Consider the following 21,573-nt stretch of genomic DNA (forward strand, 5'->3'; position numbering starts at 1 on the left):
AATGAAAGAGATATCTAAAATAATTATTCTTTCGGCTCTTTTATTTGTTGTTCAGGCTTGTAAGAAAGACTTTCTTGAACGACCGCCAGTTGATACACTTACCGACGGAGTATTTTATAAAACTGAATCTGAAATATTGGCCGCCACAGCACCCCTTTATAACATTGTTTGGTTTGATTATAACGATAAGGCAGCACTTGCGATCGGAGATGCCCGAGGTGGAAATATGGTTTCCAATGACCGTTCTGCCTTTTACAAATTCAATGTGTCGTCAACCGATCAGACAACTCTGCTTCCCGCCTATAAAGCTTTCTATAAGATTATCGGTCAGAGCAACCTGATTATACAAAATATTAACCGGTATGCGTTAAATGCCCCCGAAGCGGCTAAAAAAGCCGGGATAGCAGAAGCGAAGTTTATGCGTGCGCTCGCTTACTACTATTTAGTAATGAACTGGGGTGAAATACCGGTGATCTACAATAATTCTATCCAATTAAGTGATAAGAATATCAGACGAAATACAAAAGAAAGTATTTGGGCTTTTATAATCCGGGATCTTCGTTATAGCGCTGAAAATTTGCCCCCTGTGCAATCCCAGCAGGGCAGACTCACCAAATATTCAGCTGAAGGGATGTTGGCAAAAATGTATCTGACTCGATCCGGACTCGGCAGAACTAAAGGAAACAGGAATCAAAGTGATTTAGACAGTGCCAGGATTTATTCGGCTGATGTAATAAAAAACAGTGGTTGTGAACTGTTGCCGAATTATGGTGATCTATTTAAAAGTGCCAACAATAACAGTTCAAAGAATAATAAAGAAAGCCTTTTTGCTCTTCAATGGATGAATGCCTCAGAGCCATGGGGAATCAATAATTCATTCCAGGCATATATGGCGTTCAGTCCGGATATCACTGGTACCGGTGATGGGTGGGGTACCGCACATGGGGCATCAGCTAACCTGATCAAATATTTTGTAACAGAACATCCCGAAGACTCTGTGAGACGTAAAGAAACGTTTATGTTCCCGGAAGACCTGTATGCCGAGCTAAACAAAAAAGCAGGGGGAACAAGGTTTACTAAAACTGATGTGGCAAACGTAAAAAAGTATATCATTGGCACTCCGGATGACAACGGAGGGAAAGGACTTTTCATGACTGCCTATATTAATACTTACATGTTACGATTGGCCGAGGTTTACCTGATCTACGCAGAAGCAATACTTGGTAATTCCACAACCACCAATAATTCCGAAGCGCTGAACTATTATAACCAGGTGCGCGCCAGGGCGAAAATGCCAGTAAAAAGCCAGATCTCATTTACAGATATTTTTTGGGAAAAAAGGATTGAAACGCTGATGGAAGGTACAGCATGGTACGAGATTGTGCGATGGTACTATTTCGACAAGACAGGAGCCCTCGAATATATTAGTAAACAGGATAAAGGTTCTTATACCATTAACTATAATCATGGGACTCAGCCCAGAAGCTATACGGCTACTTATAATAGTGAGTATTATTCAGCAACGAATAAAAATTTTGAACTTCCTATCCCTGAATTAGAGATGGCTAATGCCCCTTCGCTGCGATTAGATCCGGTTCCTTTCGATTTAAATAAATTATCAGACTGATAAGTTTCTGCATAAAATGACAAAAAGACTTTTTAATACTGCTCTCCGGTTATTATTCCTGTTGTTGATTGCAGTCCAATGCCTATTGCTTCCTTCATGTGTGAAAGAAAAGGAAATAGTATTCTCAGGTGTGCCGGAAATAACCGGCGTAAGAATGGTAGATCCAGCAAAAAAGGATAGTACTTTTAGGCAGGCGGTACCCGGCAGTTTGATTGTTATTGAAGGCAAAAATTTAGGGGGAGCGAAATCAATTTATTTTAATGATTACCCAGCCCTCTTCAATCCCAATTATAATACCCCTGAACATATAATCATTACAATTCCAGCGGGTGCACCTACAGAAGCCACAAAAAGTGACGTCAAAAGCCAAATTAAGGTTGTTACAACACACGGAGAAACAACCTTCTCCTTTACTCTGGCAGCTCCTACGCCAGTCATTTATTCTGTATCTAATGAAAATGCTATCTCAGGCTCATCCATTACCCTTAAGGGGGCCAATTTGTACTTGCCGGAGAAAATAGTATTTCCTGGGGGTATCGAAGTGACTACAGGGATTGTTACAAGTCCGGACGCCCAGACAGTTAAGGTGACCGTTCCGGCTGGCGTCAGTAAAGCCGGACCGTTAGTATTTATTAACAGGTTTGGAACAACCACTTCAAAAGGTATTTTTAATGATCGTGTTACAGGCGTTCTGGATGACGCCGATGCAATTAATAATTTTTCCTGGGGCGCAGAAAAAACAGCTGATGCAACTCTTTTTCCCGGAGCCCTTGGCAGTTATTACAGAATGACCTTTAGCAATGTTTCAGCTTATAACTGGAATTGGTGGGAGTCAGGACGTTCAATCAACCTGAACTCCATCACCTGGCCAGTAGACAGGTCTGGAAGTGTGAGTGATTATGCTCTAAAGTTTGAAATCTTCGTAAAACAGGGCTGGAGTGGTGGAACCATCTTGATCCGGAATGAGGGGTCTTGGAAATATACTATCCGCTATGCTCCATGGAAGATGGATGCGAGTACCAGCAAAGAGTTTAAAACCGACTCATGGCTAACCGTTACCCTTCCATTAACAGAATTTCGCCTTAAAGCGGATAATATTGATGGCTCCGGAGCTTCTGCTGTAAGGATTTCTGATCTTGTTGGTGATACCGATATGAAAAGAGAATTAGGAATAATGTTTATCAATGATGGACCGGCTGCGGTAGCATCGTTTGATGCTGCAATAGATAATATAAGGATTGTAAGGAAGGAGAATTGAGATCAATTACCAGGAAAAACCGGAACACTTGAAATCGTATTTGATCATTTGGCGGCTTTGGATTATCAGAAATAAGGATGGGCTTGGTTTCAACCGGGTACTATACCTTATTCTCTGTATGCTTTTTCTCTGTTATTCAAAGACTTTTCCTCAGCTGAACGAGCAGAGATATCATTGGCAGAACGTGGCAATCGGGGGCGGTGGTTTCGTTTCCGGAATCATCACATCTAAAGAACATCCTGGGCTTATCTATGCCCGGACAGACGTAGGAGGGGCTTATCGCTGGAACCCGGAAAACCGTAGCTGGGTACCCCTAATGGATTGGGTATCTGAACAACAACAAGGGATGCTGGGAGTTGAATCTATGGCTATCGACCCTCAAAATCCTGCGGTCGTATACGCCTTAACAGGTACTTCCTATTTAAATAAAGGAAAAAGTTATATTCTTAAATCTCTTGACTTCGGTGATCATTTTTCAATTATCGAGGTTACATCTCAATTCAAAGCACATGGTAACGGAATGGGAAGACAGAGTGGTGAAAAGCTGCAGGTGGACCCACTTAATAGTTCCATTTTGTATTGTGGTAGTAGGGGAAATGGATTGTTTAAAAGCCAGGATCAGGGCCTGAGCTGGCAGAAGCTTAATTCTCTAAATGTTACAACTACAGATAATGGTAATGGAGTAAGCTTTATAATTCTGGATAAGTCCAAAGCCTCAATTGGCAAAACAGATAGAATTTTTGCCGGTATTTCCCGGGCAGGTGCAGGTAAGAACCTTTACCGAAGCGATGATGCAGGGGAAACCTTTTCGGCAATTGACAATCCCCAATTAGGTGAGGGATTGATGCCTCAAAGAGCTATACTTTCAGGGGATGGAACACTGATCATTACCTATGGAAATGGGGCAGGACCCCATTCATCTTCAACTGAAACTGTAAATAGGGGACAGATCTGGAAGTATAATATTAATGATAATACCTGGTTAAATATCACTCCACCTGCAATTAACAGAGCTTTTGGGGGAATAAGTGTGGATCCGCATAATCCGAAACGACTAATAGCTTCTACAATAAACACCTATGTTAAACAAGGCAAGCATTCGGGCGATCGTATCTTCCTAAGTAATAATGGGGGCGAAAGTTGGACCGATATCATTGCCAAAAGAGGCTTTTTGCTGAACACCAACGGTTTTCATTGGGCACAAGACCTTTCTATTCATTGGGCCGGATCTATTGAATTTGATCCTTCACACCCCGAAAGGGTCTTTGTCACTTCAGGAAATGGCATTTTTGTTAATGATAAGATCAGTACTGCGAATGAATGGAAGTTTGAGGTAAGGGGACTGGAAGAAACGGTTCCACTTAACCTTGTTAGTGTCCCCAATGGTCCTCTCATTTCAGTAATCGGTGATTATGATGGGTTTACGCACTATGATCCTTCTAAGTATCCATCTATTCATAGTCCCTCAATGGGTACAACAACTGGGCTTGCTTATGCCTATAATAACAGGAGAAAAGTGGTAAGAGTAGGGACAAGCTTATTTTATTCTCTCGATACAGCAAAAAGTTGGACAAAAACCACTTCTGTAAAAGGCGCATTCGGGCAGGTCTCGATTTCGACGGACGGGAATATAATTGTTCACAGCCCCGACAAGTCGAATACGAGCTACCGGACAGCAGATGATGGAATATCCTGGACGAAAATTCAAGGACTTGAAGTTATTAATGCTCACACGGTTTCAGATGGATCAAGGTCGGATAGTTTCTATGCGTATGATCCGGCAACTGGGTTTATTTTAAGAAGTATGGATGGAGGATGCACGTTTAAACCGGCTGGAAATGCAGGAAAGGGTGGGTCAAAGGTAATTCGATCGGTTCCTGGAAAAGCAGGGCATATTTGGATTGCAGGTAATAAAACTGGCTTACTCCGATCTGTAAACTCAGGAGAGACATTTTCCAGAATAGCATCAGTTTCCGTTTGTAGTGCGGTGGGAGTCGGAAAGGAGGCACCCGGAAGCAATTACGAAACACTTTTTATCTATGGGGTAGTTGACGGGGTTCAGGGGGTATATAGGTCAATTAATGAGGGTAAGTCGTGGATCCGCATAAGTAATGACAAAGCAAAATTCGGTGGCCCTGGTAATGGACAATTTGTAATGGGTGATATGAATGTGTATGGCAGGGTTTATATGAGCACGGGAGGGCGGGGAATAGTATATGCAGATCCCTAATAATTTAAGATGTTGTGATATGCAATACAGGTCTTTACTGGATGCCATGAATTAAATAAAGCAACATAACAGAATGCAGTCCCAAAACTTATATCCTGTCGTCAACTGGAGGATTGCCCAATAGTAAGAAAACTATTTGCTGAATGGATTCTAGTGGCTTTTAAACAAAAGTTATAGAAAATACAACAAATTTATGATAGGGATCCGGCTGTCTGTCTTATCTTTGAAGAACCACAATCATTTTTTAATTTAACTGATTAACCAATTAATACCATTCGGTTTCGCTTGGCGGACTGTGAAACTTACCTATTATAAAGTTCATGACTAAGAGGAGAATCATTATACGTTGCCTTGGTTTCTGTCTTTTATTGTTTGCGTTTATTGTTAAGGCTTATTCGCAAGATGAGAGGCCGCAGTTTACATCTATTACTGTGAATGAGGGCTTATCTTCTAATACAATCAATGCTATTGTGAAAGATAAATATGGTTTTGTGTGGTTTGGAACAGACGACGGGCTGAACAAATTCAACGGACTGGAATTCACTGTATATAAGAACAACCCTGCCGACAAAGCAAGTCTCAGAAATAATGAGATCAGTTGTCTGCATGAAGACAATAAAGGAAGGCTTTGGATTGGTACAAATGGCGGAGGGGTTAGCCTTTATGACCGAAAGCATAATAACTTTATAAATTTTAGCAGTCAAACAACGGGGCTTAGCAGTAATGCAATTGCTTCTTTATCCAGCGATAATAGTGGAAACCTCTGGATTGGTACATACAGCGGCTTGAATGTGTTCAATGTAGAAACACGGAAAGTGACAAAGATGAATGTTGGTCCCAGGAACAATGCAAGCTCCGGATTTAGCCCTATTACTGCACTTTATCGCGACGTTAAGGGACAAATGTGGATCGGGACTCCGAAGGGCTTATACTTGAAGAATAGGAGTTCACAGACGTTGTCACGCTTTGTACATCGGACAGAGGATCCTTCGAGTATTTCTGATGACGCAATTCAGGCTATAAGTGGGGATAGTAATGGAACGGTTTGGATAGGAACAGAGAATGGTCTTAATAAGTATATTAATAGCTCAAGAAGTTTTATCGGGTATTTTACCAAGCCAAATGCTCCCGGTAGTATAAGCAGTAACTTTATTTGGGTGCTGGCTGCCGATAGAAATGGGCATTTGTGGATCGGTACTGAGGAAGGGCTTGATATAATGGATGTCGCAGATTCAAAAGTCGTCAGTATTAAGCCCGACAGTCGCAATAAGCATAGTATCAATAACAAGTCGATCCGTAGTATTCTGATTGATAATCAAAATATCTACTGGGTAGGGCTTTTTCAGGGCGGGGTGAATAAGTATGACCAGAACCTGTCGACATTTAACCTGGTACAGAGCAATAAGTATGATCCCTCGGGATTGAATGCACCGATCGTAACTGCTTTTGCCGAGGCAAATAATGAAAACATCTTTGTCGGTACAGATGGAGGTGGATTAAGCGAATTCAATAGGAAAAACGGTAGTTTTCGCCGGTTGAAACTGCTGGGAAAAGAGAACTCAACAATTCTCGCTCTGGAGAAAAGCGCTGGAAAACTATACGCTGGAACCTATTCAAAGGGACTTTTTATTATCGACCCGGAAAGCGGGAATTACAGACAATTGAAAAAAGGCCCTTCTCCGTCTGATCTTAATCACAATGATATTTTTTGTATAAAGGCCGACTGGGCGGGAAATATTTATATCGGAACTAATGGCGGCGGAATAAATATCTATGATCCTAAATCCGGGATCATTACCAAATATGTAAACGACTATAAATTAGAGCGTAACAATAATTACCCACTAAACAATGGGATAAGGGCATTTGAAGAGGATGATGAAGGCCATATGTGGATAGGCACTTATGGTGGAGGGATCTCTGTATTTAACCCTAAAACAAAGAAGTTCCGCTTCTATACTAATACTCAAGGAGGAATTACCAGTAATGTTGTTTTATCCCTGCTTAATGATCATAAAGGCAATATGTGGATAGGAACGTTAGGTGGGGGGCTTTGCGCCTTAAATATTAAAACTAATCGCGTTGTATCTTATACTGAAAGAAATGGACTTGCGAATAATGTTGTTCATAAGATCATTGAAGACCCAAGTGGCTTTATCTGGCTTAGCACCAACAAAGGGGTTTCAAGGTTTGACCCCCGGACCGGAAAAATAAAGAACTATAACCGCTATAACGGTCTGCAGCAAAGCTCATTTGTTACAGGGGCGGGGTTAGAGGCTTCAAACGGCGAAATATTTTTTGGAGGCCAGAATGGCTTCAACTACTTTAATCCTACCCATTTAAAAACCAACCACAATATACCAGACGTCGTTTTTACCGATCTTAAGATATCAAATAAGTCTGTAGGACCAGCCGACAAAGGCTCAAAGACAAATGGTGATATATTATTAGCAGAGGAAGCTAATATAGATTATAAAGAAACCTTTTCAGTATCGTTTGTAGCTCTCAATTTCAGTATAGCTGAGCAGAACCAGTATGCGTACAAGCTGGAAGGCTTTGATAAGGACTGGAACTATTCTGGTACTAAAAATTTCGCCACCTATACTAACCTTGATCCGGGAGAATACGTTTTTAAAGTTAAGGCAAGTAATAACGACGGATTATGGAATGAGAAGGGAGCAGTGCTTAAAATTATTATTCATCCTCCTTTTTATCGCACAAAGCTCGCCTACTTTGTTTACCTGGTGCTTTTTCTTTCCCTCTTGGCTTATTCAAGGCACAGAGGAATTAAAAGATTGAAGACAAAATTTGCCTTGGAACAGGAGCGGATACAAGCCAGGCAGTTGATTGAGCAGGAACGCAGGGAAGCAGAAAGGTCGAATGAACTTAACCGCCTTAAAATTAAATTTCTCACTAATTTAAGTCATGAATTCAGAACTCCGATTTCGCTGATCATGGGTCCGGTAGAAGACCTGCTCAACCGCCAGTGGGATGAGAAAGCGAGTACTCAGCTAAATATGGTCAAGCGAAATGGAAGAAGGTTGCTTAACCTTGTTAATCAATTGCTTGACTTTAGAAAAATGGAGGAGCAGGAGTTGAAACTTATCCCTGCGCCAGGGGATATAGTACCCTTCCTTAAAGAAATTTCAGAATCATTTAAAGACCTGTCAGAAAGAAAAAAAATAAGGTTTAATTACCATTCAAATTTAGAAAGCTTGCATGTCTGGTTCGATCAGGACAAAGTTGAGCGTATTTTATTTAATCTGCTATCAAACGCTTTTAAGTTCACAGAGGCAGGAGGAGATATATTCCTGGAAATAGATTCTAAGAGTTACGGTAATGACCGTGCTATGGCCTTGCTGGAAATTAAGGTAAGAGATACAGGTATCGGGATTGCTGCAGAAAAGAAGGATATAGTTTTTGAACGCTTTTTTCAGATCGATACTGATGCTGCCATATTAAATCAGGGTAGTGGTATAGGTTTATCGATAGCAAGGGAATTTACCAGGATGCACGGAGGTGATATTTTATTGGATAGCGAAGAAGGAAAGGGAAGTACCTTTACTGTTACGCTGCCTCTTTCCCTGGCTGCGGAGTCCGAAACTGCGGAAAAATCACCTTCCAGAGAAGCTGAACTAGAAATTGAATCTTTGGAGACGGATGAAAACACTAGTATTCAAACAGATCATTTTATAAGTGATGAGCGCGACCTGCCCACCATACTTTTGGTCGAAGATAATGAGGATTTTCGCTTCTATTTAAAAGATAATTTGAAAGTTCATTACCGGGTGATAGAAGCTACTAATGGTAAGGAAGGATGGCAGAAAGCCCTGGCGACCCACCCCCAGCTTATAGTTAGCGATATTAGTATGCCCTATATGGATGGAATAGCTTTGAGCAGAAAGGTTAAGCAGGATAAACGAACCTCACATATCCCGCTAATTCTGTTGACGGCACTAAACGCGGAGCAGGAACAGGTAAGAGGATTGGAGACAGGGGCAAATGACTATATGACGAAGCCTTTTAATTTTGAGATTTTAAACGCCAAGATCCGTAACCTCCTTCTTCTGAATAAGACACTGAAAGAGACTTACACCAAACAGGTAAAAGTGCTCCCGACAGAGATCGATATTGAATCTGACAATGAGAAGTTCGTGAACAAGGTGTTGCGTTATATAGACGAGAATCTAAATGACCCCAAATTGTCTGTAGAGGATCTAAGCAAGCATATTGGTATGAGCCGGGCGACGCTATATCATAAGCTTTTGGAAGTTACCGGGCAATCTCCTGTTGATTTTATCCGGTCGGTGAAGTTAGAACGCGCCGCTATCTTACTTGAGAAAAGTGACTACAACGTGGCCCAAATCGCTTACATGACAGGTTACTCTTCACCAACTTATTTTACAAAGTCGTTTAAAACTAAGTACAATATGCTTCCTACCGAATACTCCAGCCTGAAGCGTGGAAATAGGAGTAGCCTTTAACGAAGGTTCCTTTTGATCCAGTCTAAAATCTGATGTCTTGTTTGAGTAGACACCCAATGTTCGTTTACCGGCGTGATAAGGGCTTCCTTTTTCGAGCCAAGACTGTTGTAAACGATGTAGCTGGTAGTGGGAGGGCATACATTATCGTTATAACCCCAGGTCATAAAAACCGGAACTTTTACCTGCTTGGCAAAATTAACCACATCGTAATATTCCAGGGTTTTTAGAACCTCAGGAGTATCTGTGCCTTCAAAGTTTTTAAATAAATGCGGGTAACCTCCAGCTCTTCCAGCTTTGTATCCGGCCATGTCACTCAATGCCGGGTGATTTGCCGAACAGGCAGTTATCCGTGAGTCAAGGCCTGTCGCTACCAGAGCCAAAGCTCCTCCCTGGCTTCCACCCTGTGCGATCACATTCTTTTTATCCCACTGGGGTAACGATGTTAAATAGTCGACAACCCGGAGGCAGGAGAGGTAAACTTTTTTCATGTAATAGGTGTCTCTATTGCTTATCCCATTTACCAGGTAACTATTGTTACCATTCCCAAAAGCCTTGCTGATCTCCTGATACGTAGAGTCGCTAAGGTCGGGTCTTATTCCGTGGATCTCCATGTCAAAGCGGATAACTCCACTCTCCGCATAAAAATTGTCCTTTAAAGGATTCATTGGTTTTATTCCCGCTCCCGGAGGCGACAATACAACAGGATATTTGCCTTCCTTCTTAGGCATAGTAAGATAACCGTATATGTAATTCCCCTTTTTGAAAGCTTGTAACTTTACCAGGTAACAGTTCACTTTATCGTTAGAGTACTGGGGGGAAAACGTTCTTTCTACTTCCATAGGGCATTTCGCTGCCTCCTCCTTTGCTTTATTCCAAAATGCAGAAAAATCTGTGGGTAGCTTTGTATAAGGCTGAAGCCGCTCTGGCTCGAAGCCAACCTTAATATGGTGTTTGTATTCTTCGCCTTTAATTTTCACCGACAACTGGCAATCTTTGAAACCCGGCTGTGAAAGAGTGCCCAATGAGATAATAGCCTTTCCGTCTTTTAAGGTCACTTTCCCATTTTTATCTGCGGGCATAAGCTCTGGGCCTATGCTGTAGCTTATCTCCAATTTATCTTTAAGGATCCCAAACTCGTAGAGGGCTACCTCAACCTTGGCCTCTTCGTTCAAGTTGTACAGCCAATTGCTATGGTCGGGAGTAGCTACCCATAAAACGTCGCTTTGATATGGATAATTCTGGGCAAGAGCGCTGTAAATTGATAAAATAGTAAGAATTAAAAGTAGGGCCTTCTTCACGATTATTAAAATTGGATTAAAAAATAGAGCTGGCTAAGATAGAAAATCCTCTTTTAATAGAACTAGCCGGAAATACTAATTAAGGCTTGCTAAGACCTTTCAATAGGATCCCTGCTGTTGCCAGAACCAAGCCAGCGGCAATATATTTGCGGTGTGCCTTCGGCTTCCCAGGCAATCCCCATCCTCCATGAATACCTGTTCCATAATTAACGGTATTGAATAAATTGCCATTGGTGCTTGATGCAGGATCCGCATTTTTAAGATAAAAATCTATAAATCTTTTGGTAGCACCACGCGTAAGGGATGGGAATAATTTGTAGGCAAGCCAAAGCATAGTACTGGCACTGCCCATATGGATTTCTGGTCGTGGATGTTCAATTAAAGAGGCCACAGCAAGAGCCAGTCGGTTTGGATCGTAAACTGGAGGGGCAGGACGCAGGACCTTACCTGTATAATTAGCAGCATGCTGAATTCCAGGTGTATCTAAGAAAGCAGGGAACATATCACATACGTGAATGTCAGGAAATGAACTAAGTTCTGCTTTAAGTGCTGCAGAAAAGCCCTTTAATCCAAATTTGCTGGCAGAATAACTTACCCCAAACGGTACAGGCAAGAACCCTCCAACAGAAATATTGTTAATCAAAATGCCACTGCCTTGCTCTTTAAAATAAGGGAGCACAGCATGAGCACCATATATATACCCAAGCAAATTGATCTTAATTACCTGTTCATGTACTTCCGTAGGTGTTTTACCGAATTCGCCTACAGCAAGGACGCCAGCATTATTTACCCAGACGTCAATTCTGTTTCCAAACTGTCTTGCCTGATCTGCCAGTTTTATTAGGTCTTTTGGGTCTGTAACGTCGACCGTTACCGCAATCGCGACAGAGCCGAGGGCGACACATTCACTAACCACATCCTGTAAAGCTTCTTCATTTCGTGACGAAAGGATCAGATTAGTACCATATTGGGCTAATTCTAAGGCAATTGCTTTACCCGCTCCACTGGATGCCCCTGTAATTACAACCGTTTTTCCTTTAATGCTGCTATTATCTTTCATAGATTATATTTAGCCTTTAGGTTTAATTATAAAGTTATGATTTAACCTCGCCGTAAGCAGAATGTTTTCTTATTGTGCCTTCGATTTGCTTTCCATGCGTATTTTCCTAATTGCCTTTAATGGAAACATTTCAGGTATGGAGACTCCAATAAGGGCAGTAATAGGAATGAAAAGTATGGTGAATAGTTGGTTAAATTAGACCGTTGAGTAAAACGGGCCAAAACATGCTTTATTTTTGGATTCTGAGTTCGAAAACAAAATTTAAGGATATTAATAATAGAGGATGAAGTGGATTACTAGAGAACGACCCAAGATCGATAGGATAGCCTGTCCCTGGCTGATCAAGAATTTTATAGATCCAGAGGCTGAGTTTATATATGTTCCGTTCACTGATGTAAAAAGATTAGCCTCAGAATTAGATGCTATTCCATTTGATGTCCCTGATGTAGAGTACACTCACTACGAGGAAGAGTGCACCTTCGACTATCTAATAAAAAAATATAAAATAAAGGACCCTAATATTCATACCCTCGCTCGTATCGTACGGGGAGCTGATACCGATCGTCATGATTTTGCACCCCAGGCAGCAGGTCTATGGGCAATTTCAGCTGGTCTGGCCTATAATATTCAGAATGATCACGAGCTTCTGGAAGCCGGGATGCTGCTTTATGATGCCTTATATTCCTGGGCTAAGCACTTACAGAACGTTAAGCACACTGAAAGTAAGAACGAACAACTTTTATTGCAGGTTTACAATAAACTTCTTGAGGAAGGCTATGGAAAGGGGAGGAAAACTCCGAAATGGGTTAAGGAAATAAAGGATGCTATCCAGGATCAAATTGATACCAACTTATCATTGAGCCTCTCCGATATTTCCAGGGAGTTGAATATTCACCCGGCTTATCTTTCAAGAGAGTTTAGTAAGCATTTCGATAATCTTAGCTTCGGCGACTATATCCGGAAGATGAGGATAGAGAAAGCGATAGAATATTTAAAAGGGTCAGATTATTCCCTGACTGAAATTGCTTATCTCACAGGTTTTTCCGATCAAAGTCACTTCAATCGTATATTTAAAAAGCACACCCGAAAAACACCAGCAGCCTTCAAAAAGGATCTTAAAAAATAATACCGGGGCTGGGATAAATACTTCTTTCAGGAAACAAAAGAGTGTTAACTCAAACATTGCAGCAAATAGCAAGGTTAGTGTTCTGTGTTAATTTTTTTAAACTAATGAAGGAAAGTAAAGGAATATCGGTAATAATGCCTGTTTATAACCAGGCTTCTTTTATTCTAAGGGCAATAGAAAGTCTAAAAAAGCAGGAGTTCAATAATTGGGAATTGTTATTGATAAATGATGGGTCCTCTGATCATCTCGAGGACATAATCAGTCCTTACCTTGCTGATCAACGAATCCGTTATTTTGTTAATCCGGTAAACAAGGGACTTGGGTTTTGCCTGAATAAGGGACTGGAAAATGCACGGCAGGAATTCATTGCCTACCTTCCTGCCGACGATCTTTACTATAAAAACCATTTACAGTCCTTATTTAACAAGCTTATTGAAAACCCGGGTGCCAACATGGCCTTCTCGGGAATGAGACATCACTATAATCGCTATTGCCAACAAAAATTAGATGGTTATTGGTATCAGCTCGTCCAGGTTCTTCACCGGAAAACTGCCGACAGGTGGATGGAGAGGGATGAACTGGTTACGGACGACCTGGACAGGATGTTTTGGAATGATCTGTTGCAACGGGGAAATCCTATACCTACTAATGAAATAAGTTGTGAATGGGTGGACCACCCACAGCAGCGGCATAAGATACTTCAAGAGCCTGTTGGAGGGATAAACCCTTATAAGTTGTATTATAAAGTGAAGCAACCACTACGTTATCATACAACCGTCGGCAATTTCATTGACGAGGTTTCCTATTTCGAACGTTTTCGTAACAGAAGAGATACTCCGCTTTCTAACGATCCTTTAAAGATAGTACTCGTTGGAGAACTTGCTTATAATTCCGAAAGGGTACTAGCGTTGGAAGAACAAGGCCATAAATTGTATGGCTTATGGATGAAGGATCCTTATTGGTACAATTCCGTTGGCCCTTTACCTTTCGGTCATGTAGAAGATATTCCTTATGAGAACTGGCAGAAGAAGATTGAGGAGATACAACCGGATATTATCTATGCTCTGCTTAACTGGCAAGCTGTTCCAATTGCACATGAAGTTTTAATAAATAACCCTGGAATTCCTTTTGTCTGGCATTTTAAAGAGGGGCCTTTTATTTGTTTGGAAAAAGGCACCTGGAATGAATTGATCGACCTGTATTCCAAGTCGGATGGGCAGATCTACTCAAGTCCCGAAATGAGAGATTGGTTTACACAGTTCCTCCCTCCGGAAGCCAATAATGATTTTATCCTGGATGGAGATTTGCCGAAAAAGGAATGGTTTAAAACAGAGCTTTCACCAAGATTATCTGAAAAGGATGGAGAGATCCATACCGTAGTTCCTGGGCGTCCTATAGGCTTGCACCCACATACAGTGGCAGAACTGGCGAAGCATAAGATACACTTACATTTCTATGGAGATTTTACTCACGGACAATGGAAGCAATGGATAGAGAAAACTCACTTGATGGCGCCCGGGTATCTTCACACTCACTCTAATGTTACCCAGGAAAACTGGGTTAAAGAATTTTCTCAATATGACGCAGGATGGCTCCATTTTTTTCAGAGCGAGAACAATGGCGAGTATATGCGAGCAAATTGGGACGACCTGAATTACCCAGCAAGAATGGCAACGCTGGCTGTAGCTGGTTTGCCAATGCTACAGAGAGATAATACCGGACATATTGTAGCTACTCAAACCCTGGTTAAAGAGGAAGGGTTGGGCGTGTTCTTTAATACTATGGAGGATTTGGCTGAGCAGCTTAAGGATAAAGAAAACCTTGATCGTATAAGACAAAATGTTTGGGAGAAAAGATCATCCTTTTCATTTGACCATCATGTTCCCGGTCTAATTGCATATTTTAGAGAAGTTATTGCTGAGAAGCATGCCAAAGAGATTTCAAATAAAGTCAGCGCCTGAGATCAGGTGAGATTAATAAGAACCAAGGTGCTAACGAAAGTATGAATTACTTCGTCAGAACCTTGGTCTTAGTTGTAGTCGTAAATCGTAATTCTTCAAATCTTAAATCCTCAGGCAGTCCTGCTTAGGAAGTACTCCGGAGCATTCACTTCCCTATTCTCGATTGTGGTGGGCAATTCGAGGTGATATGCGCCAGATGGAATGATCCCAAAACCCCCGTATTTCTCCATCAATCGAACCTGCGCCAGAACATCTTCACCACAATGTTCTTCCGGTAATTCTTCCCAAAAATCAAAACCTCCTGTTTCTTTAAGTTTGGCGGTATCATAGAGGATGCATCCCCCCACCCAGGCCACTTTGTATTTTTTCTGATCCTCCGGTTTAATATCAAGCCGTTTCGCTACATGATGGATGTTTGCTGCATTATGAAGAGGATAGCGTTGCCACTTCTCTGTTCCGGGCCGTACTACTTCAGGCTGTACCTGTCCCTCCCAAAATTCGATAAGCTGCTGGTGAGGGCGGATGTCATTCAAATAGCTCAGTCCTATCAGTGCCATGCCTGCAAAACCCGTTTTTTCTTCCTCCAATGCCTTTACCATGCGGTCGATGACATCGGGTTCTAATACCACATCATCATCAAGGAACAAAGAAAAGTCCCCTGAGGAATTTTCCAACAGAAACTGCCTTTGATGGGCAATTCCTTTTTTAGGAAAATTCTGAAGGATCTTTATAGGATTTCCATGGAATTCAATCAGCCGGCTTATAGTTTGAATAGTCTGATCATCACCGACAAAAACGTCGCTTTGATCTGAAACCACCACTTCAAAATCTTTGAATGTTTGGGCCGAAAGTGCAGTTAGTGTTGCAACCAGGGCATTCGGCCGGTTATATGTAGGGATTAATACAGATACTCTCATATTTATGCTGCTTCTGATTGGTTTTCTATTTTTTCCTCTGAAATTCTTAATTCGATCAACTCCTCTATAGATTCCCTTACGGCATCAACACTAACCTCTGCAACAAAGGAAGTATCATGCTTACAGGTGCCAGGATCATCTTTCCCGAACTTAGCAGAGGCAAGACCACATAATGGACAATTAAGGATACCCGACAATAAAGATCTGTTATAGCTGGTGCTCATTGGAAGGCCAGTAATTAAGTTGCCGAACCAATAAATGCCCACGGTAGGTGTTTTCAAAGCGCGGGCAAGATGTAAGGGACCTGTATCATTTGAAATAAGAAGATCAGCCAATGACAGCAGCCCTGTCATCCCCGATAGTTTCAATTTATTGCACAAGTTGATCACCTGATCTTTCGCCTGCACATGTTGCATAACTTTATCTACAACTTCCTGTTCAAAAGGCACTCCTGTAACATAAACGATGTAGCCTTTCGCTGCAAGGTCATCTGCTATTTCAGCAAAATGCTCCCCTGGCCATCTGCGCCGCAGATCTGATGCTCCCGGATGTATTACAGCAACTGGTTTCTCAGGAAATCCTATAATGTTTCTTGCTTCCTGAATATCTTCCGGTGTTACACTTGCCGCAGGCTCAATTTCGGTAGTTTTGGCTCCAACTTTTGCAACTACTTCCAGATACCTAAGCACCTCACTGAAATAATAAACATAAGGTACAGATATGTCTAATGCTGCAGCAAAAGGAGTTTTTAACCCCACTGTTAATTTGGCTCCCAGTTTCAGCAGGAAAGGATTTGAATTACCTCCTCCACCGTGAAGCTGAAAGGCAATGTCAAAGTGTTCCTTTTTCATTTCGTCGTAAAAGGCGTTCATCTCGTCCTGATCAGGCTCAAAACCTTCACGTTCGCTTATTCCCGGATAAGGAGGCACAACAATAACGCGATCAACAGGCCCGGGTCGTCCATCGAGGTATTCTTTGTGCCAGGGCCTTCCAAGTAATACAATTTCGGCATCCTGAAATTTGTTGCGCAGGGCCTGTAGCGCAGGCAAGACGAAAATGTAGTCGCCTAGGGCATTAGCCCTTAGTACAGCAATTTTCTTTGGATTTGGAATGTTAGTCATAGGTAGTGATTCTTTATTCTAAATTATCAGGCCGGGTGCAAAGTCCCAGTAATTCTGCCGTATCAACAACATGGCCTTCCATTGCTTTCTCAACGTCTTCACGTTCTGAAGCTGCTGGCAGGTCGAGCATGGTGTCAAGGGCGTAAACTCTGAACCAATAATGATGGGTTCCCTGGAAGTACCGCGGGCATGGACCTTCATAGCCAAAAGTGTGATTATTGCAAAGACCTTCCACGCCGCCTGCAGGTACTTTACCTTCCTCAAAATTCTGAGTGACTGCAGGAATGTTAAATACCATCCAATGTGTCCATGGCTTTGGGGTGGCATCTACATCTTCAATGATAAGCACAAAGCTTTCTGCAGCTGCAGGTACATCTTCTAACTGAATTGGAGGGTTAATGTTCGGACCCAGGCATGTGTAAGGAGTAGGAATTTCCTGATTGTGTTCGAATACTGTTTTTATCTTCATATGTTTTCTGATCGTGGTTTCAGAACAACATTTGCGGATAAAAAGTTTAATTCAGAGTGAAATTAGGAGGATTGTGGTAAATACAGTCCGGTTGTAGAGATCTCCATAAACCTGTCGGGATGGGCCAGTTGGCTGAATCCAAATTGCTTATATAGGCCATGGGCATCCATTGTTGCCAGCATCCATCTTCTCAGACCCTGTAAGGATGGATGTTCTTTAATGAATTCCATTAACTTTTTTGAAACCCCTCTTTTCCGGTATGGGGGCAAAACAAATACATCCGCAAGGTAGGCGAAGGTAGCATAGTCAGACATAATCCGGGCAAAGCCAATCTGGTTGTCATTCAAATAGACACCAAAACAAAGGGAGTTTTCAATAGACCTTTCAACAATTTCGAGAGGGATGTTTTTGGCCCAGTAAGATTCTTTGCTAAGGTAGCTATGGATCAGAGGAATATCTAATTTAGTTTTATCGGTGGAAATGAGTAGTTGCGGCATGGGGGGGAATGAAGGATTGAAGGATTGAAGGAATGAAGGAGTGAAGGAGTGAATGAATGAATGAATGAAGGAGAGAATAATAGAATGAAAGCAGGAGTTTTTTCAGCGTTCCTGCCTTCACATATCGTAAATCGTAAATCAAAAAATCGTAAATCTCCTCACGCTCGCATATTTATATACTGAAGGGGTTGCCCAAAATCTTCTTTACGGCAAAGCGCAATTACAGCCTGCAAATCATCGATCTTTTTTCCCTGCACGCGTACTTGATCGTCCATAATAGAGGCTTGAACTTTAATTCCGCTGTCTTTAATTGCTTTTACAATTTTCTTGGCGGCATCTTTATCGATTCCCTCTTTAATCTTTATTTCTTTCCTCAACATGTTTCCTGAAGCGTATTGTTCTTTTCCCATATCCAGGGCTTTAGGATCGAGGCTTTGTTTAACCATCCTTGTTATGATCGAGTCCTGAATAGCTTTCAGGCGCATATCATTCTCGGTAACTATTGTGATCTGGTTTGTTTTTTTATCAAGGTCGACTGTGCTTTTAGAATCGTTGAAATCAAAACGGTTTAGAATTTCTTTCTTAGCGTTATTGATAGCATTATCTAGTGTTTGAGCATCAATCTTACTTACAATGTCAAATGAAGGCATATGAGTGATTTGAGGGTCTAAAAATATGTGCTTAGATTTAATAATAAAACAAATTTGTTAACAAAAGTATTTAAGAAAATAAAAAGCATGAAGAAGAAATCTGAATCAGGCAAGTCTGCTAAAAAAAGTGTTAAAAAAACCGAGAAGAAGGAGCTTGAAAGTGGCTTAGCTCAAAAATTCCTTGATGCTGTTAATACTTTAGGTCACGATGCAGAACGGATTGCGAAGGATATAAAAAAGATGAGTAAGCAGATAGCAGACAAGCTATCTGAAAAGATTAAACAAGCCAAAGAGGAAGAGAAGAAAGCATCGAGGAAGAAACCTAAGAAGACCAATACTGCTAAGGAAGAAGATAAGTCGCCCAAAAAGGAGGAGAGTAAGACACGAGCTGAAAAGGTTGTGGCTAAAGTTGCCTCTAAGAAAAGTAAAGCGCCGGTTATCCAAACAGAGGAAATGCCGGCAATTGATGATTCGCCTTCAGAAAATCAAGGCCGCGTTCGGGGAGCTAGAACGAAAGTTGAAAGTACTCTAAAGACTGAACCTGAGGAAAAGCCTGTAGCTCGTAAAGGCAGGACCAGGGCTAAAGCAAATTCTGCACCAGCTGAAGCAAAACCGGCAGCTAAAAGAACCCGCAAAACGGCAGCCGCCAAACCTACTGGATTAGACGGAAATGCTCAGGAAATCCCAAACAATAATAACGAGGCAGGGAATCAGGAATAAAAGCTTTGTTAAGGGGTTTTACTTAATTAATATTAACTTAACAATTAATTATACAGTTTTGCAGTCCCGCTCCAATAGTGCGGGCTGTTTTGATTTTCAATGCCCAAGCAAAAAATTCTTTTTACTAATCGTGAAATTAGCTGGCTGTACTTCAATGAGAGGGTATTACAGGAGGCTGCGGACAAAACTGTACCTTTAATTGAACGTGTCCGTTTCCTTGCAATTTTTTCATCCAACCTCGACGAGTTTTACCGTGTTCGGGTTCCCACGCTAAATAGACTTGCAAACGTCAATACTAAAGCAAAGGAACTTATTGGGTACAATCCGAAAAAGATTCTTAAACAGATCAAGGAAATAGTAGTAAGGCAAGAGCGACGTTTTAATCACTTGTTTGAGGATGAGATTATCAAAGAGCTGGCAGAGGAACGTATCTTTATTATAAACGAGAAGCAGCTTAATGTTACAAGGGGAGATTTTTTAAGGAACTATTTCCGGGTGAAGCTGCTTTCAACACTCGTGCCTATAATGCTCGAGGATGATAAGCCTTTCCCGGAGCTGAAAGACCGGGCCATTTATTTCCTAGTAAAGCTGTCTAAAGAGAATGAGAAGGTCAAGTACAGCCTTATCGAAATACCAACCGATAGCCTTGAACGATTTGTTGTTTTGCCGGAAACCAATAACCTGAAGTTTATTATCCTGCTCGACGACATAATCCGCTATTGCCTGGACCAGATTTTCTTCATTTTTGAATACACGTCCATTGAGGCTTATTCAATCCAGCTAACACGCGATGCGGAGCTTGAGCTAGATAAACATGTTAGTGAGAAGTTTATTGAAGCCCTAAGTAAAAGTCTTCAGAAACGGAAGAAAGGGAAGCCGATGCGCCTATTGTATGATAACAATATGCCCCTGGATATGCTTACCTATCTGGTTGAAAAACTTCACCTAAGCGCCGAAGGGCTTATTCCTGGTAACCGGTATCATAACTTTAAAGACTTTATAAGTTTTCCGAACGTTGGCCGGAAAGAGCTGGAATACCCCAAGGATCCTGTTTTACCTGTTAAAGGACTTGATCCCGGAAGGAGTATCTTTAGCCAGATCGCCAAAAAAGACTACCTCATCAGCTTACCTTATCAGTCTTTCGATTATATTATACATTTCTTGAGAGAGGCAGCGATCGATCCAAAGGTAACAGAGATAAATATTACCCTATACCGTCTGGCCAAGAATTCGCGAATAATAAATGCCTTAATCAATGCCGCTAGAAACGGAAAGAAAGTAAATTGCCTTGTAGAGCTTAAAGCCCGCTTTGATGAGGAGAATAATATTAAGTGGACCAAGCGGCTCGAGGAAGGTGGGGTGATCGTCAATTACGGATTGCTTGATTATAAAGTGCATTCTAAAGTCTGTCTCGTCACCAGAAAAGAGAAAGGGCATTTTATTCACTACGCCAATCTTTCGACCGGTAACTTCAATGAAAAAACTTCTGAGATTTATTGTGACCATAGTTTATTTACAGTTAACCAGGACATAACTTCAGAATTGAGGAAGTTATTCAGAGGGCTGGAAAAGAAGGTTTTTTATAAGGACTATGATTGCCTCATCGTATCTCCACTACAAACACGCGAGAAGATCTATGCATTGATTGATCAGGAGGTAAAAAATGCAAAGGCAGCAAAAACAGCTTACATGATCTTGAAAATGAACAGTCTGGCTGATGAGGAGATGATCGAAAAGCTGTACGAAGCAAGCGCTGTTGGAGTTAAGATAAAGTTGATTATCAGGGGAATGTGTTGCCTTATTCCAGGGATAGAGGGTCTGAGCGAAAATATAGAAGTGATCAGTATTGTTGATAAGTACCTTGAGCACGCCCGCGTTTGGATCTTTGGAAATGGGGGGGAGGAAAAAGTTTATCTTTCATCGGCGGATTTTATGACACGCAACCTTGATCACCGTGTGGAAGTAGGCTTTCCAATTTTGGATCCTCTTATCAAGAAGGAGATAAGGGATATTATAGATATCCAGTTGAAGGATAATACGAAGGCAAGGGTAATTAACCGCTATAACAACAACCAATATGTGAGGGATAAATCCAAAGCTGGCTATAGGGCACAGACGGATATATACACATACCTAAAATATAAAAATTATTAAT

Annotated in this window: 15 protein-coding genes; 8 read left to right on the top strand and 7 right to left on the bottom strand. The window is 41.4% G+C overall.

The genetic code is table 11. From position 1 onward, the window contains the following. Position 1: 1 nt before the first annotated feature. The 4 genes from J4N25_RS17025 to J4N25_RS17040 all read left to right on the top strand — a co-directional run bounded on the left by J4N25_RS17025 (position 2) and on the right by J4N25_RS17040 (position 9,599). Positions 2 to 1,627, top strand: coding sequence for a RagB/SusD family nutrient uptake outer membrane protein (locus J4N25_RS17025; RefSeq protein WP_207422992.1), 1,626 nt, complete (start codon positions 2 to 4; stop codon positions 1,625 to 1,627). 16 nt (positions 1,628 to 1,643) lie between these two features. Further along, positions 1,644 to 2,885 (top strand): glycan-binding surface protein, encoded by a 1,242-nt coding sequence (locus tag J4N25_RS17030; RefSeq protein WP_207422993.1) that lies wholly within the window; start codon positions 1,644 to 1,646, stop codon positions 2,883 to 2,885. A 118-nt stretch (positions 2,886 to 3,003) separates the two neighbouring features. Next, on the top strand, positions 3,004 to 5,115 hold the full coding sequence (locus tag J4N25_RS17035; protein WP_207422994.1) for a hypothetical protein: 2,112 nt from the start codon (positions 3,004 to 3,006) through the stop codon (positions 5,113 to 5,115). A 320-nt stretch (positions 5,116 to 5,435) separates the two neighbouring features. Further along, positions 5,436 to 9,599 carry a hybrid sensor histidine kinase/response regulator transcription factor gene (locus tag J4N25_RS17040; RefSeq protein ID WP_207422995.1) on the top strand — a complete coding sequence of 1,388 codons (4,164 nt, stop codon included), beginning with the start codon at positions 5,436 to 5,438 and terminating at the stop codon, positions 9,597 to 9,599. Here J4N25_RS17040 and J4N25_RS17045 read toward each other — a convergent pair. Beyond that, on the bottom strand, positions 9,596 to 10,897 hold the full coding sequence (locus J4N25_RS17045) for an acetylxylan esterase (protein ID WP_369410866.1): 1,302 nt from the start codon (positions 10,895 to 10,897) through the stop codon (positions 9,596 to 9,598). The two genes, J4N25_RS17040 and J4N25_RS17045, sit on opposite strands and share 4 nt — an antisense overlap. A gap of 79 nt (positions 10,898 to 10,976) precedes the next feature. Next, positions 10,977 to 11,957 (bottom strand): SDR family oxidoreductase, encoded by a 981-nt coding sequence (locus J4N25_RS17050; protein WP_207422996.1) that lies wholly within the window; start codon positions 11,955 to 11,957, stop codon positions 10,977 to 10,979. A 283-nt stretch (positions 11,958 to 12,240) separates the two neighbouring features. Between J4N25_RS17050 and J4N25_RS17055 the strand changes: the two genes are divergently transcribed. Further along, a complete protein-coding gene (locus J4N25_RS17055; RefSeq protein WP_207422997.1) occupies positions 12,241 to 13,083 on the top strand; it encodes a chromate resistance protein ChrB domain-containing protein in 843 nt (280 codons plus the stop codon). 104 nt (positions 13,084 to 13,187) lie between these two features. Then, positions 13,188 to 15,044 carry a glycosyltransferase family 2 protein gene (locus J4N25_RS17060; protein WP_207422998.1) on the top strand — a complete coding sequence of 619 codons (1,857 nt, stop codon included), beginning with the start codon at positions 13,188 to 13,190 and terminating at the stop codon, positions 15,042 to 15,044. A 110-nt stretch (positions 15,045 to 15,154) separates the two neighbouring features. On the opposite strand, the gene J4N25_RS17065 is transcribed toward J4N25_RS17060, so the two are convergent. The 5 genes from J4N25_RS17065 to J4N25_RS17085 all read right to left on the bottom strand — a co-directional run bounded on the left by J4N25_RS17065 (position 15,155) and on the right by J4N25_RS17085 (position 18,698). Next, positions 15,155 to 15,961 (bottom strand): glycosyltransferase family 2 protein, encoded by an 807-nt coding sequence (locus tag J4N25_RS17065; protein WP_207422999.1) that lies wholly within the window; start codon positions 15,959 to 15,961, stop codon positions 15,155 to 15,157. A gap of 2 nt (positions 15,962 to 15,963) precedes the next feature. Next, the gene (locus tag J4N25_RS17070; protein WP_207423000.1) at positions 15,964 to 17,082 is read right to left on the bottom strand and encodes a glycosyltransferase family 9 protein; all 1,119 of its coding nucleotides are present in this window, start codon (positions 17,080 to 17,082) and stop codon (positions 15,964 to 15,966) included. Positions 17,083 to 17,095: 13 nt separating this feature from the next. Beyond that, the gene (locus J4N25_RS17075) at positions 17,096 to 17,551 is read right to left on the bottom strand and encodes a YbhB/YbcL family Raf kinase inhibitor-like protein (protein ID WP_207423001.1); all 456 of its coding nucleotides are present in this window, start codon (positions 17,549 to 17,551) and stop codon (positions 17,096 to 17,098) included. Positions 17,552 to 17,613: 62 nt separating this feature from the next. Then, positions 17,614 to 18,048 (bottom strand): GNAT family N-acetyltransferase, encoded by a 435-nt coding sequence (locus J4N25_RS17080; RefSeq protein WP_207423002.1) that lies wholly within the window; start codon positions 18,046 to 18,048, stop codon positions 17,614 to 17,616. Between the two features lie 158 nt (positions 18,049 to 18,206). Beyond that, positions 18,207 to 18,698 (bottom strand): YajQ family cyclic di-GMP-binding protein, encoded by a 492-nt coding sequence (locus tag J4N25_RS17085; RefSeq protein ID WP_207423003.1) that lies wholly within the window; start codon positions 18,696 to 18,698, stop codon positions 18,207 to 18,209. Between the two features lie 87 nt (positions 18,699 to 18,785). Between J4N25_RS17085 and J4N25_RS17090 the strand changes: the two genes are divergently transcribed. Together J4N25_RS17090 and ppk1 are read left to right on the top strand one after the other, a co-directional pair. After that, the gene (locus J4N25_RS17090) at positions 18,786 to 19,418 is read left to right on the top strand and encodes a hypothetical protein (protein WP_207423004.1); all 633 of its coding nucleotides are present in this window, start codon (positions 18,786 to 18,788) and stop codon (positions 19,416 to 19,418) included. Positions 19,419 to 19,517: 99 nt separating this feature from the next. Beyond that, a complete protein-coding gene (ppk1, locus tag J4N25_RS17095; protein ID WP_207423005.1) occupies positions 19,518 to 21,572 on the top strand; it encodes a polyphosphate kinase 1 in 2,055 nt (684 codons plus the stop codon). Position 21,573 lies beyond the last annotated feature (1 nt).

It is taken from the genome of Desertivirga brevis (assembly GCF_017355835.1).

What these genes read in the sequence shown, in the direction of transcription:
- J4N25_RS17065 (WP_207422999.1), bottom strand. Translation starts at nt 15,961, where the DNA reads ATGAGAGTATCTGTATTAATCCCTACATATAACCGGCCGAATGCCCTG.
- J4N25_RS17060 (WP_207422998.1), top strand. Translation starts at nt 13,188, where the DNA reads ATGAAGGAAAGTAAAGGAATATCGGTAATAATGCCTGTTTATAACCAG.
- J4N25_RS17025 (WP_207422992.1), top strand. Translation starts at nt 2, where the DNA reads ATGAAAGAGATATCTAAAATAATTATTCTTTCGGCTCTTTTATTTGTT.
- J4N25_RS17070 (WP_207423000.1), bottom strand. Translation starts at nt 17,082, where the DNA reads ATGACTAACATTCCAAATCCAAAGAAAATTGCTGTACTAAGGGCTAAT.
- J4N25_RS17050 (WP_207422996.1), bottom strand. Translation starts at nt 11,957, where the DNA reads ATGAAAGATAATAGCAGCATTAAAGGAAAAACGGTTGTAATTACAGGG.
- J4N25_RS17090 (WP_207423004.1), top strand. Translation starts at nt 18,786, where the DNA reads ATGAAGAAGAAATCTGAATCAGGCAAGTCTGCTAAAAAAAGTGTTAAA.
- ppk1 (WP_207423005.1), top strand. Translation starts at nt 19,518, where the DNA reads ATGCCCAAGCAAAAAATTCTTTTTACTAATCGTGAAATTAGCTGGCTG.
- J4N25_RS17080 (WP_207423002.1), bottom strand. Translation starts at nt 18,048, where the DNA reads ATGCCGCAACTACTCATTTCCACCGATAAAACTAAATTAGATATTCCT.
- J4N25_RS17055 (WP_207422997.1), top strand. Translation starts at nt 12,241, where the DNA reads ATGAAGTGGATTACTAGAGAACGACCCAAGATCGATAGGATAGCCTGT.
- J4N25_RS17030 (WP_207422993.1), top strand. Translation starts at nt 1,644, where the DNA reads ATGACAAAAAGACTTTTTAATACTGCTCTCCGGTTATTATTCCTGTTG.
- J4N25_RS17085 (WP_207423003.1), bottom strand. Translation starts at nt 18,698, where the DNA reads ATGCCTTCATTTGACATTGTAAGTAAGATTGATGCTCAAACACTAGAT.
- J4N25_RS17075 (WP_207423001.1), bottom strand. Translation starts at nt 17,551, where the DNA reads ATGAAGATAAAAACAGTATTCGAACACAATCAGGAAATTCCTACTCCT.
- J4N25_RS17040 (WP_207422995.1), top strand. Translation starts at nt 5,436, where the DNA reads ATGACTAAGAGGAGAATCATTATACGTTGCCTTGGTTTCTGTCTTTTA.
- J4N25_RS17035 (WP_207422994.1), top strand. Translation starts at nt 3,004, where the DNA reads ATGCTTTTTCTCTGTTATTCAAAGACTTTTCCTCAGCTGAACGAGCAG.